This is a genomic window from Streptomyces sp. ME02-8801-2C, assembly GCF_033793965.1.
In the GTDB taxonomy this organism is placed as follows: Bacteria; Actinomycetota; Actinomycetes; order Streptomycetales; family Streptomycetaceae; genus Streptomyces.
Window position 1 is genome coordinate 289,671 of sequence record NZ_JARAXP010000007.1, and the last position, 12,323, is coordinate 301,993.

Genomic DNA, 12,323 nt, shown 5'->3' on the forward strand with positions numbered 1-12,323 from the left:
CCTGAACGGGCCTTGTCCTCAAGCGCCGGACGGGCTGAAAGCAGCCGCCACCAGTGACTCCATGACCCGCGTGTCCTCTCCCATCTCCGGGTGCCACTGCACCCCAAGTACCCACCCGGCGTCGGCATCCTCCGTCTCCACCGCCTCCACCGTGCCGTCCGTCGCGTACGCCGAGGCCAGTAGGCCCCGGCCCAGGCGGTCCACCGCCTGGTGGTGGTACGTCGGGACCGATGTCTCCTCCGGTACCGCGTCCTCGTAGCGGGTGCCCGGTACCGGCTTCACGGTGTGGTGGCCGAAGGCGCCCGGGGTCCGCGCGTGGCCGTCGATGTGCTGGACGAGGGTGCCGCCCAGGGCCACGTTCAGCAGCTGCATGCCCCGGCAGATGCCCAGCAGCGGTGTGCCGGACGTCAACGCCGCCTCGATCAGGGCGAGTTCCCAGGCGTCCCGCGCCTCGGCCGGCGGGCCCGTGCGCGGGTCGCGCTCCGCACCGTAGCGGGACGGATCGACATCGGGACCGCCCGCGATCACGACCCCGTCGAGCCGGGCGACCGTCGCCGCGGCGTGGGCCGGGGCGTCCGGCGGGAGCATCGCGGCGATGCCCCCGGCCCGCTGTACGAGCTGCGGATACCCGGCCGGCAGTAGCGCCGCGGGCAGCTCCCAGACCCCCCAGCGCGTGCTGGACTCGAGATACGTGCTGACGCCGATGAGCGGTCGTCGTCCGGTCGTCGGTGTCACGAGGGGCTCCCTGGCATCCGGTAGAGAATCAATGGCGTACGGCCATACCTTTGCCGACCCTCGCCCCGGGTGGCAACCCCGTCACGCCAGGAACCCCCGCAACAGGGCCGCCGTCCCCGAGCAGTGCTCCCGCATCATCTCGCGCGCCCCTTCCGTGTCCCCGTCGAGCACCGCGTCGACCAGTGCCGCGTGCTGGCGCTGGGAGTGCTCCAGGTTGCGTACCAGGAGCGGGATGCAGTCCAGCAGGTCGTTCACCTTCGCCCGTACCGCCGCGTACTGCGAGGTCAGCGTCGGGGAGCCGCAGAGTTCGGCCAGGGTGAGGTGGAGCAGCGTGTCCAGGCGGCGGTAGTCCGCGAGGGGCGCGTCCTGGGTGCGGACCAGCGCGTCCCGCAGCCGGTCCGCCTGTTCCGGGGACAGCCCGTGCTGGGCGCACAGTCCCGTCGCGCCCACCTCCAGGACCTCCCGGAAGCGCAGTACGTCCTCGAGGTCCACCGCGCTGATCCGTCTGCGCAGCTCGTCCTCGCCGCCCGCGTCACCGCGCGGCAGCACGAACGTGCCGCCGTACCGGCCGCGCCGCGACTCCACGAGCCCCTGGTCCTGGAGCACCTTCAGCACCTCGCGCAATGTCACCCGGCTGATCCCGAGCCGGTCCGCGAGTTCGCGCTCGGCCGGCAGCCGTTCGCCGCCCGGTACCAGACCCAGCCGAACGACCTGCAGGATCTGTTCCAGTGCCTCCTCGAACCCGTTGCCCGCCCGCACAGGCCGCAGCACCGGCGTCAACCGGTCCTCCAAGCCGCCATCGGCGTCCAGCGACATCTCGCCGTGCCCCCTTCCCAAGCAATGGTTCTCGGCAATACCTTATGGCTTCCGGGCCCGGCCGAAAAAACGCGCAGAAGCCGAAGGAGCTTTCCCGTGGCAGACCGCACACCCCCGCTCGGCGTCGAGGAGCTGCACGCCCTCGTCGCGAGCGGTGAGATCGACACTGTTGTCCTGGCCTTCCCCGACATGCAAGGGCGGCTCCAGGGCAAGCGGTTCGCCGCTCGCTTCTTCCTCGACGACGTCCTGGAGCACGGCACCGAGGGCTGCAACTACCTCCTCGCCGTCGACACCGAGATGAACACCGTCGACGGCTACGCGATGTCCTCCTGGGAGCGGGGGTACGGCGACTTCGCCATGCATCCCGACCTGTCGACGCTCCGGCGGCTGCCCTGGAACGCGGGCACTGCGTTCCTCGTCGCCGACCTCGCCTGGAACGACGGGACCCCGGTCGTGGCCGCGCCCCGCCAGATTCTTCGCCGCCAGCTCGAGCGCCTCGCCGAGCACGGGTTCAGCGCCAAGGTCGGGACCGAGCTCGAGTTCATCGTCTTCAAGGACACCTACGAGCAGGCCTGGGACGCGAACTACCGCGGGCTGACCCCGGCCAACCAGTACAACATCGACTACTCGGTCCTCGGCACCGGCCGTATCGAGCCCCTGCTGCGCCGCATCCGGAACGAGATGACGGCCGCCGGGCTGATCGTCGAGTCCGCCAAGGGCGAGTGCAACCCGGGCCAGCACGAGATCGCCTTCAAGTACGACGACGCCCTCGTCACCTGCGACCAGCACGCCGTCTACAAGACCGGCGCCAAGGAGATCGCCAGCCAGGAGGGCGTCTCGCTCACCTTCATGGCCAAGTACAACGAGCGCGAGGGCAACTCCTGCCACATCCACCTCTCGCTCGCCGACGCCGACGGCACGAACGTCATGGCCGGTACCGCCGCCGACCCCGGCGGGATGTCCGAGGTCATGCGGTACTTCCTCGCCGGGCAGCTCGCCGCCCTGCGGGACTTCTCGCTGCTGTACGCGCCCAACATCAACTCGTACAAGAGGTTCCAGCCCGGTTCCTTCGCGCCGACCGCCGCCGCCTGGGGGTACGACAACCGCACCTGCGCGCTGCGGGTGGTCGGCCACGGGCGGTCCATGCGGTTCGAGAACCGGCTGCCCGGCGGTGACGTCAACCCGTACCTCGCCGTCGCGGGGCTCGTCGCCGCGGGGCTGTACGGCATCGAGCAGAAGCTGGAGCTGCCGGAGGCGTGCGCGGGCAACGCCTACGCCGGCGACTACGCCCACGTCCCCACCACCCTGCGCGAGGCCGCCGAACTGTGGGAGAACAGCCCCATCGCCCAGGCCGCCTTCGGTGACGAGGTGGTCGCCCACTACCGCAACATGGCCCGCGTCGAACTCGACGCCTTCGACGCCGCGGTGACCGACTGGGAGCTTCGCCGCTCCTTCGAACGCTTGTGAGAGGTCCTTTCTTGTCGTACGAGCATGAGCGCGAACTCGCGTCCGAGCGTGAGCTTCGCGTCCTCAATCCCGCCACCGAGGACGTCGTCGCCACCGTCCCCGCCGCCACCCGGGAGGACGTCGACGCGGCCGTCCGGCGGGCCGCGCACGCGCAGACGCGCTGGGCGGCCCTCGCGCCCGGCGACCGCGCCCGCCTGCTGCGCCGCTTCGCCGCCACGGTCGACGAACACCTCGAGGAACTGGCCCAGTTGGAGGTGCGGGAAGCCGGGCACGTCATCGGCAACGCGCGCTGGGAAGCGGGCAACGTCCGTGACCTGCTCGACTACGCGGCCGGGGGAGTGGAGCGGCTGACCGGACGGCAGATCCCGGTCGCCGGCGGCCTCGACATCACCATCCTCGAACCGCTCGGCGTCGTCGGCGTCATCGCGCCCTGGAACTTCCCGATGCCGATCGCCGCCTGGGGTACGGCTCCCGCGCTCGCCGCCGGCAACGCGGTGATTCTCAAGCCCGCCGAGACGACCCCGCTGACCGCCCTGCGGCTGGCCGAACTCGCCCTGGAGGCAGGCCTGCCCGAGCACCTCTTCCAGGTGCTGCCCGGCCACGGTCCCGTCGCGGGCAACGCGCTCGTCGAACACCCCGGCGTCGCGAAGATCGTCTTCACCGGGTCGACCGGCGTGGGCAAGCAGGTGCTGGCGAAGGGGTCCGCACTCCTCAAGCGCGTCACCCTCGAACTCGGCGGCAAGAGCCCCAACATCGTCTTCGCCGACTCGGACCTCGAGGCCGCCGCGGCGGCAGCGCCCATGTCGTTCCTCGACAACTCCGGCCAGGACTGCTGCGCCCGCACCCGCATCCTCGTCCAGCGCTCCGTGTACGACCGCTTCCTCACCCTCCTCGCCCCCGCCGTGGAGTCCGTCCTCGTCGGCGACCCGGCGGACGAGAAGACCCAGATGGGCCCGCTGATCTCCAGGGCCCAACTGGACCGCGTACGCGCGTACGTCACCGACGAGCTGGCCGGCATCCGGGGCGAGGCGCCCACAGGGCCCGGCTTCTGGTTCCCGCCAACGGTCCTCACCGATGTCGACCCGCACGCGCGCGTGGCCGTCGAGGAGGTCTTCGGCCCCGTCGCCGTCGTGCTCCCCTTCGACGACGAGGTGGACGCCGTGGCACTCGCCAACGGCACCGACTACGGCCTCTCCGGCTCCATCTGGACCCGGGACGTCGGCCGCGCCCTGCGCGTGTCGCAGGCCGTCAGGGCAGGCAACCTGTCCGTCAACTCGCACTCCAGCGTGCGCTATTGGACCCCCTTCGGCGGCTTCAAGCAGTCCGGGATCGGGCGCGAGCTCGGGCCGGACGCCCTGACCGCCTTCACCGAGACGAAGAACGTCTTCATCAGCACGGAAGGCCCCGCACAGTGACCGAATCGACCGAACAGAACGTCTGCCGCCGCCTGGTCGGCCGTACCGCCGTCATCACCGGCGCGGGCAGCGGCATCGGCCTCGCCACCACGCGCCGGCTCGCCTCCGAGGGCGCGCACGTCGTCTGCGGCGACGTCGACGAGGCGCGTGGCAAGGCCGCCGCCGACGAGGTGGGCGGGATCTTCGTCAAGGTCGACGTCACCGACCCCGAGCAGGTCGAGGCGCTCTTCAAGACGGCGTACGACACCTACGGCAGCGTCGACATCGCGTTCAACAACGCCGGTATCTCGCCGCCCGACGACGACTCCATCCTGGACACCGGCCTCGAGGCGTGGAAGCGCGTCCAGGAGGTCAACCTGACCTCCGTCTTCCTGTGCTGCAAGGCCGCGATCCCCTACATGCGCCGTCAGGGCAAGGGCTCGATCATCAACACGGCCTCGTTCGTGGCGAGGATGGGTGCGGCGACGTCCCAGATCTCGTACACCGCGTCCAAGGGCGGTGTCCTCGCCATGACCCGTGAACTGGGCGTGCAGTTCGCCCGGGAGGGCATCCGCGTCAACGCCCTCTGCCCGGGGCCGGTCAACACCCCGCTCCTGCAGGAACTGTTCGCCAAGGACCCCGAGCGCGCCGCCCGCCGGCTCGTCCACATCCCGGTCGGGCGGTTCGCCGAGGCCGAGGAGATCGCCGCCGCGGTCGCCTTCCTGGCCAGCGACGACTCGTCCTTCGTCAACGCCACCGACTTCCTGGTGGACGGCGGCATCGCGGGTGCGTACGTCACGCCGGTGTAGGCGGCCGGCCACCGGCCGTGCGTACGTTCGGGGCTGCCCCCGCCGCATCCCGGCGGGGGCGGGGGCGTGCCCGTAACGGCCCCGGTCAGTGGCGCGGGCAGCCCTGAACGAAGCCCACGGGGACGATTCCCGCAGGACAGGGGACGATCCGGGCAGAAGCCCCAGGTGCCCCGGACTGGTTCCCGTTCGGTGGGGGTCAACCCGTAGAGTGACGCTTCACGCAGGGAGGAGCCACCGCGCGCGGAGGTACGCGCCCGGATGGGCGCCCGCCCGCGCGGGTATGCGTGCCCGGGACGGCCGCGTCCCGCGCCGCACGGACTCCGCCGGCCCTGCGCCGGTACGAGGAAACGGGGGGTGCATGAGCACGGAAGCGCGCCGCGCCTCCATCCCCCCGCGCCCGGCCACACCCACGTCACCGACGGAGCCATCGGCCACGCACGGTACGGGTGAGACGGTTAGGGACGCCCCGGACGTGTCCGGTGCGTCGGACGCGGCGGGTACGCCCCGCTCGACAGGGGCCGCCGCCCACCAGGACGCGGCGACCGGCGACGGGTCGAACACGCCCCGAGTGGCGTCGCCCCCGTCGGCCCCCCGCACGGGACGTGGAGACGGAACGCGAACGTCCGGTACTGCTTCGGACCCGGTGACTTCCGGCTCGACGCCCCCCGATGGGCCGGCCACCCCGGCGCCGACACGGAACCCGGCCCGATCCGCCGCCCCGCCCCGCTTCCCGTACCTGCGCGCACGCTCCCACGAGGGCACAGACCCCATAGCCCCGCCCCCGCCGCCGGCCTCCTCCGCCCGGCTCCCCGACGCACCGCCCGCAGGCCGTGCCCCGACACCGCCGCGCCCGCGCCCCGACCTCCCGCCGCGCCCGACGCACCAACCGCCGGTGGCGCCCTGGCGCCCGACGGTCCCCGCGGACCCCGAGTCGGACACGACCAGGCGCCTGCGCAAGTTCCCGCCGCCGTTCGAGCCGCGCGAGACGCCCCCCGGCTCGAACGGCACGACCCGGCCAACGAGCCCCACAGGCGTGCCCCCCACCCCGCCCAAGTCCGGACCGCGCCCCTCGGACCAGCCCCTCGCCCCAACAGGCCGCCCATACCTTCCGGACCCACCCCAGCAAGCGAACGGCCGTCCAGCCGGCGCTGAGACACCGGCGAGGCACACCGATCCGCCCCGCCCGGGGAGCGCGCCCGCTGCGCCGATGGGCCGTTCGTACCGCCCGATCCCGTCCCAGGCGCCGACCGGCCGGCCGGGTGCCGCCGCGATGCCCTCGGTGCCGGCTGATCCGCCTCGCCCTGCCAGCGCGCCCGGCGCGCAGACCGTGGGCCGCCCCTATCGGCCCGACCCGTCGCAGGCGGCGAGCGGCCGGCCGGGTGCCGCCGAGATGCCTGCGACGCCCGCCGAACCACCCCGTCCCGTCGGTGCCCCCTCCGCGCCCACCGGCCGCCCGTATCTCCCCGACCCTCCCCCGTTCCAGGCGCCGACCAGCCGGCCGGGCGCCGCCGCGATGCCCTCGGCGCCCGCTGATCCGCCTCGCCCCGCGAGCGCGCCCGGAGCACCCGATCCCGCCCTCTCCTGGAGTGCCCCGTACGGCGACACCGGTGGCCTCGGTTCCGGGCGGCCCATCGTTTCGCTGGCTCAGCCCGATGTGTACGGGCGTGAGGTGCGGTCCCGGTCGTTCAGTGGGCGGGCGCTGCTCGCCGTCGCCTGTGCCGTGCTCGGGCTCGGGCTCATCGGCGGGGCGCTGACCGGGAGTTGGCTCACCGGAGACGACTCGGGTGACCTCGGCGCGCGTACCGCGTTCACCGCGGCCGGGAACCTCTGGCACAGCGTCCCCGTGGACCAGCTCTTCCCGCCCACCGTCGAGGGCGACGGAGCCGGCCCCGGCGGCGCCGACCGGACCTGGATCCGGATCGCCGTCGCGCCCGACACCGGCTGCGCCGACGCCTTCGACCCGCTGCTGCGCCAGGCCCTCGCCCCCGTCGGCTGCCAGCGACTCCTGCGCGCCACCTACACCGACGAGACCCAGAGTTACGTCACCACCGTCGGCCTGCTCTTCACCAAGGCCGACGAGGCGGCGATGAACGCCCTGCGCACCCGCTTCGGCAAAGAGAACCTCGACCGTCGTACGGACCTGATGCCCCGCCCCTACGCCGCGAAGAACACCGTCGCCGCCGGCTTCAAGGACGCCCAGCGCGCATCCTGGACCATCTCCGTCCTCACCGACGCCCCCGTCGTCGCGTACGCCGTCTCCGGCTGGGCCGACGGCCGCAAGGTCGACACCCCGCAGCCCGCCGAGGAGGCCATCGCGCCCGGCGGCACCACGGCCGTCGACCAGGCGGGCCTCGGCAACGAGGCGAAGGGGCTGGCCGACCGCGTCGAACGGGCCCTGCGCAAGAACGTCGGCTCGGCCGCGAAGCAGCCGTCATGACCCGTACCCCCACCCGTACCGGCACCCGCACGGCCCGGAGCGGCCTCCTCGTCCTCCTCCTCGCCGGCTCCCTCGCCCTCCTGCCCACCACAACCGCGTACGCCGACGGCATCCGGAGCCAGCAGTGGGCCCTGGACGCCATGCACATGCAGGAGGCCTGGCGGACGACCAAGGGCAAGGGCATCACCGTCGCCGTCCTCGACACCGGCGTAGAAGCCAACCACCCCGACCTCGTCGGCAACGTCCTCAAGGGCAAGGACCTGGTCGGCTTCGGAGCGAGCCGGGGCAACCCGTACTGGGCCAAGCACGGCACCGCCATGGCCGGCATCATCGCCGCTCACGGCCACGGCTACGACGACGAGGACGGCGTCGTGGGCATCGCCCCCGAGGCGAAGATCCTGCCGATCCGGGTGATCCTCGAGGACGGCGACTCGGCTCGCCGCAAGGCCCGCAACACGCGCGGCAACGCCCTCGCCGAAGGCATCCGCTGGGCCGCGGACCAGGGCGCCGACGTCATCAACCTCTCCCTCGGCGACGACTCCAAGTCCGCGCATCCCGAGCCCGCCGAGGACGAGGCCGTCCAGTACGCCCTGGAGAAGGGCGCCGTCGTCGTCGCCTCGGCCGGCAACGGCGGCGAGAAGGGCGACCACATCTCCTACCCGGCCGCCTACCCCGGCGTGATCGCCGCGACCGCCGTCGACAAGTACGGCGTCCGCGCCCCCTTCTCCACCCGCCGCTGGTACGCCACCGTCAGTGCCCCCGGCGTCGGCGTCGTCATCGCGGCCCCCGACGAGCGCTACTACGAGGGCTGGGGCACGAGCGCCGCCGCCGCGTTCGTCTCCGGCACCGTCGCCCTCATCAAGGCCGCCCATCCCGGACTGTCCCCGGCACAGATCAAGAAGCTCCTGGAGGACACGGCCCGCAATGAACCGGAGGGCGGCCGGGACGACTCCCGGGGCTACGGTTTCATCGACCCGGCGGCGGCCCTCGAGGCGGCGGGCAGGCTCAAGCCGGAAGAGCTCGACTCGGCCGCGTACGGCAAGAAGTACTTCGGCGCCGGCCCGTCCCCCGTGCTCCCGGAGGACGACTCCTTCGACTGGGCCGGCCCGGTGGCGGGCGGCCTCGGTGTCGCGCTCCTGCTCGCCGCCGTCCCCCTGTGGCGAGGCCGCCGCAGGACCGTCGAGCCCCCCGCCCACGACTCGTACGACGACGACTTCTAGACCCGGCTTTCCAGACCCGGTGAACCCGGGCCGGTGGCAGCGTCATTGACGGACGTCAAGAACTGCCCGCGGTACCGGACTTCGTGGTGAGCGCCGAGACCGCCGCACGTGCCGCCGACTCCACCAGCGAAACCCCCTTCGCCTTCGTCGTGTTGCCGTTCGACACCACCGCGACGAGGAACTCCCGCCCGTCCGCCGCCGTCACCCGTCCGATGCTGTTGATGTCCCACAGCCCGGTCGCCGTACGCGGCAACCACCCGTTCTTCAGGGCGAATCGACCACCCGAGGCACCGCCCGCAGCCGCGGCCGACACTCCCCAGTCCTGGTCCTCGGCGATGGTGGACATCAAGCCCTGGAGATACGTCCGCGACGCCCCACTCAGCACCGAATCCGCCCCGGAGGTGGCGAACACCTGCTGGAGCAGGGTGAGTTGATCGGCCGCCGTGGTCTGGGTCAGGCCCCACAGCGCACCCGAGCCACCCTCCGTGTCCGTCAGCCCGAAGCGCTTGTTGGCGGCGCCGAGTCCCGCCGCCCTCCCGATCGCCGTCCACAGCGCCGACGCCGAGGCGTTGTCACTGACCTCGATCATCGAGGTGGCGTACTGCTTCTCCCGCGCCGTGAGACCCCGGTCCTCGTCCTGCGCCTGGAGCAGCAGCGTCGCCAGGATGTCCACCTTGACGATGCTCGCCGTGTCGAACTGCCCGTCCCCGTAGGTGGCGTGGTCGCCCGACTCGACGTCGAGCACCGCCACGGACACCTCGGCCCCGTCCTCGGCCGCCGCGATCACCGGTTTCATCGCCTCGGAGAGCAGAGTGTCCGGTTCCACCGTGGGCTGTACGACGGGTTCCACCGACGCCTCCTCGCTCGCTTCGGCCCGTACGGGCGCTGCCGCCGCCGACGTCACGCGTCCCACCGCCGTGTGAGCCTGTGCCTTCACATACGCGGTGGCCGCGCCCGTACCACCCATGACGATCGCGGAGGCGGCGACGACCAGGACGACGGACCGGCGCCGGGGAACTCTCTCAGAGGCCATGCCGTGATGCTGGCGGCCGTGACTGTGCGGTTGATTAGCCGAATGTTAGATGTGTGTCAGCGATGGCTGAGAATCCCGTGAAACCGGTGAACGCCGGGTTTCCGGGGCGGCGAAGGCCCAGGAGCGATCCCCCGATAGGGTCGGTCACCGTGGCGAACAAGAACATTCCCGACTCCGGCTTCCCCGACGACGACGGCGGCGCCGACCCCGGGCTGAGCGCCGCGCTGGCGGCCTGGGCCGAGGACCGTACCGCCGTCGGACCGGTACTGGCGGCTCTCAAGGGAGCCCGACTGCTCGTCCCCGTCGTCGCCGTGCTCGGTGAGGTCGAGGAGGACGCGAACGGTCTGCGCCACGAGAAGACCAGCGACATGGCCGTACCCACGCTCAAGGCCGGCGACCGGACCGCCCTGCCCGCCTTCACGTCCACCGACTCGCTCGCCCGCTGGGACCCGGCCGCCCGCCCCGTCGCCGTACCCCTGCGCCAGGCCATCCAGGCGGCCGTGCACGAGAAGGCGGACACGATCGTCCTCGACCTGGCCGGACCCGTACCGTACGAGCTGACCGGCCCGGCGCTGCGCGCGCTCGCCGAGGGGCGTACGACCACCGATCCGCTCGCCGACCCCGCCGTGGTCGACGCCGTACGGGCCGTCGTGGCCGCCGAGCCCGCCGTGGTCCGCGCCCATCTGGGCCCGGGCCGGGCCGACGGCACCCTCGCGCTCGTACTGGACCCGGCCGCGGCCCCCGCCGAGGCCGCCCGCGCGGTCGCCGAGAGGCTGGCCGCCGACGAAACACTGAGGGCCCGCCTGGTGCGCGGCCTCGACCTGGCACTCCTGCCGGCCGAGGCGACGCCCCCCGGCGAGCCCCTCTACGTGCGTTCCCGAGCGGCTTCCTAGCCGTAGACCGGGCCCGTGTACTTCTCGCCCGGGCCCTGCCCCGGGTCGTCGGGGACCAGGGACGCCTCGCGGAAGGCGAGCTGGAGCGACTTCAGACCGTCGCGCAGGGGGGCCGCGTGGAAGGAGCTGATCTCCGTCGTGCTCGCGTCGAGCAGCCCGGCGAGGGCGTGCACCAGCTTGCGGGCCTCGTCCAGGTCCTTGTACTTGTCGCCCTCGTCGGTCAGGCCGAGCTTCACGGCGGCGGCGCTCATCAGGTTCACCGCGACCGTCACGATCACCTCGACCGCCGGAACCTCGGCGATGTCGCGGGTCATGGCGTCGAAGTCGGCACCCGGGGAAGCGTTCTCGGAACTCTGGGGAGGGGTCTCACTCATGACCCACACGATAGGCCCCGGCGGTACGGCACCCTTGTGCGGGCGCCCGGTACCCGACGGTTAGCACCACCTCCTACTTGGTGCTAACCTTTTGTAACGACCGGCTGGACATTCACGTGCCCGGCCCACAAGTGGAGGCTCCGATCTCCCACCCGACCGTCCTCACGGATGGCGGGTCACTCCGGTCAGGCGGCCACCATCGTTCCGTACGGACGATGGAGTCGCCCGATGTGCGCCCCGCGGTTGACCGCGGCGGTGCTCCGGTATTCCTTTGGAGCCCCGCCTGTGTCCCGTCGGGGCATTTTTCATGCGCCCCGGTAGTTGGTCCCATTGTCATCAGAGACATACGCGACGGTCCGCCAGACCGCCGTGTGGTGCTACCGAGGAGGATCCATCAGCACCGAGCCCCGCATCAACGACCGGATTCGCGTTCCCGAAGTGCGACTTGTCGGTCCCAGCGGCGAGCAGGTCGGGATTGTTCCGCTTGCCAAGGCCCTGGAGCTTGCGCAGGAGTACGACCTCGACCTGGTCGAGGTGGCGGCGAGCGCGCGCCCGCCGGTCTGCAAGCTCATGGACTACGGGAAGTTCAAGTACGAGTCGGCCATGAAGGCCCGTGAGGCGCGCAAGAACCAGGCGCACACGGTCATCAAGGAAATGAAGCTCCGGCCGAAGATCGACCCGCACGACTACGACACCAAAAAGGGTCACGTCGTCCGGTTCCTCAAGCAGGGCGACAAGGTCAAGATCACGATCATGTTCCGTGGTCGCGAGCAGTCCCGGCCCGAGCTGGGCTACCGGCTGCTGCAGCGGCTCGCCTCGGACGTCGAGGACCTCGGGTTCATCGAGTCGAACCCGAAGCAGGACGGCCGAAACATGATCATGGTTCTCGGTCCGCACAAGAAGAAGACCGAGGCGATGGCCGAGGCCCGTGAGGCTCAGGCGGCCCGCAAGGCGGAAGCGAAGGCCAACCCGGGCAAGTCGCAGAACGCCGCGGAGACCGACGGAGTCGACGAGAACACCGCCGACGACGTGGACATCGCCGAGGAGAGCGCCGAGGCTCCGGCCGAGGCATCAGCCGAGGTCTGATCCCCGGGCTCACGCCCAGGGATGCCAACCCATACACATGACGTTCCACCGTGCCCGGT

The 12,323-nt window shown here is 71.9% G+C and carries 11 protein-coding genes; 7 read left to right on the forward strand and 4 right to left on the reverse strand.

Going from position 1 to position 12,323, the window contains the following annotated elements; all coding sequences use genetic code 11:
- Positions 1 to 18: 18 nt before the first annotated feature.
- Both PV396_RS24200 and PV396_RS24205 read right to left on the reverse strand, forming a co-directional pair.
- Positions 19 to 735, reverse strand: coding sequence for a gamma-glutamyl-gamma-aminobutyrate hydrolase family protein (locus PV396_RS24200; protein ID WP_319207857.1), 717 nt, complete (start codon positions 733 to 735; stop codon positions 19 to 21).
- A gap of 81 nt (positions 736 to 816) precedes the next feature.
- Positions 817 to 1,551: a FadR/GntR family transcriptional regulator gene (locus PV396_RS24205; RefSeq protein ID WP_319207859.1), complete on the reverse strand. Its 735-nt coding sequence runs from the start codon at positions 1,549 to 1,551 to the stop codon at positions 817 to 819.
- Positions 1,552 to 1,647: 96 nt separating this feature from the next.
- On the opposite strand from PV396_RS24205, the gene PV396_RS24210 reads away from it, so the two are divergent.
- The 5 genes from PV396_RS24210 (at position 1,648) to mycP (ending at position 8,878) form a co-directional block, all read left to right on the forward strand.
- Positions 1,648 to 3,018 (forward strand): glutamine synthetase family protein, encoded by a 1,371-nt coding sequence (locus PV396_RS24210; protein ID WP_319207862.1) that lies wholly within the window; start codon positions 1,648 to 1,650, stop codon positions 3,016 to 3,018.
- Between the two features lie 11 nt (positions 3,019 to 3,029).
- Positions 3,030 to 4,433, forward strand: a complete 1,404-nt coding sequence (locus PV396_RS24215; RefSeq protein WP_319207865.1) for an aldehyde dehydrogenase family protein — start codon at positions 3,030 to 3,032, stop codon at positions 4,431 to 4,433.
- On the forward strand, positions 4,430 to 5,221 hold the full coding sequence (locus PV396_RS24220; protein ID WP_319207867.1) for a 3-oxoacyl-ACP reductase: 792 nt from the start codon (positions 4,430 to 4,432) through the stop codon (positions 5,219 to 5,221). Before PV396_RS24215 ends, PV396_RS24220 begins: the two co-directional genes overlap by 4 nt.
- Before the next feature lie 1,207 nt (positions 5,222 to 6,428).
- A complete protein-coding gene (locus tag PV396_RS24225; protein WP_416071468.1) occupies positions 6,429 to 7,658 on the forward strand; it encodes a hypothetical protein in 1,230 nt (409 codons plus the stop codon).
- A complete protein-coding gene (mycP, locus tag PV396_RS24230; protein ID WP_319207869.1) occupies positions 7,655 to 8,878 on the forward strand; it encodes a type VII secretion-associated serine protease mycosin in 1,224 nt (407 codons plus the stop codon). The genes PV396_RS24225 and mycP overlap by 4 nt, the downstream gene beginning before the upstream one ends.
- A 55-nt stretch (positions 8,879 to 8,933) precedes the next feature.
- Here mycP and PV396_RS24235 read toward each other — a convergent pair whose 3' ends face one another.
- Positions 8,934 to 9,911, reverse strand: coding sequence for a serine hydrolase (locus PV396_RS24235; protein ID WP_319207871.1), 978 nt, complete (start codon positions 9,909 to 9,911; stop codon positions 8,934 to 8,936).
- A 149-nt stretch (positions 9,912 to 10,060) separates the two neighbouring features.
- Here PV396_RS24235 and PV396_RS24240 point away from each other — a divergent pair, with 149 nt between their 5' ends.
- A complete protein-coding gene (locus PV396_RS24240; RefSeq protein WP_319207872.1) occupies positions 10,061 to 10,804 on the forward strand; it encodes an SseB family protein in 744 nt (247 codons plus the stop codon).
- Here the strand turns inward: PV396_RS24240 and PV396_RS24245 are convergent.
- Entirely contained in the window at positions 10,801 to 11,178 is a 378-nt protein-coding gene (locus PV396_RS24245; RefSeq protein WP_319207874.1) for a DUF1844 domain-containing protein, read from the reverse strand. The two genes, PV396_RS24240 and PV396_RS24245, sit on opposite strands and share 4 nt — an antisense overlap.
- Before the next feature lie 369 nt (positions 11,179 to 11,547).
- On the opposite strand from PV396_RS24245, the gene infC reads away from it, so the two are divergent.
- A complete protein-coding gene (gene infC, locus PV396_RS24250) occupies positions 11,548 to 12,264 on the forward strand; it encodes a translation initiation factor IF-3 (RefSeq protein WP_319208426.1) in 717 nt (238 codons plus the stop codon).
- Positions 12,265 to 12,323: the final 59 nt, after the last annotated feature.

What these genes read in the sequence shown, in the direction of transcription:
- PV396_RS24205 (WP_319207859.1), bottom strand. Translation starts at nt 1,551, where the DNA reads ATGTCGCTGGACGCCGATGGCGGCTTGGAGGACCGGTTGACGCCGGTG.
- PV396_RS24225 (WP_416071468.1), top strand. Translation starts at nt 6,429, where the DNA reads ATGGGCCGTTCGTACCGCCCGATCCCGTCCCAGGCGCCGACCGGCCGG.
- mycP (WP_319207869.1), top strand. Translation starts at nt 7,655, where the DNA reads ATGACCCGTACCCCCACCCGTACCGGCACCCGCACGGCCCGGAGCGGC.
- PV396_RS24235 (WP_319207871.1), bottom strand. Translation starts at nt 9,911, where the DNA reads ATGGCCTCTGAGAGAGTTCCCCGGCGCCGGTCCGTCGTCCTGGTCGTC.
- PV396_RS24245 (WP_319207874.1), bottom strand. Translation starts at nt 11,178, where the DNA reads ATGAGTGAGACCCCTCCCCAGAGTTCCGAGAACGCTTCCCCGGGTGCC.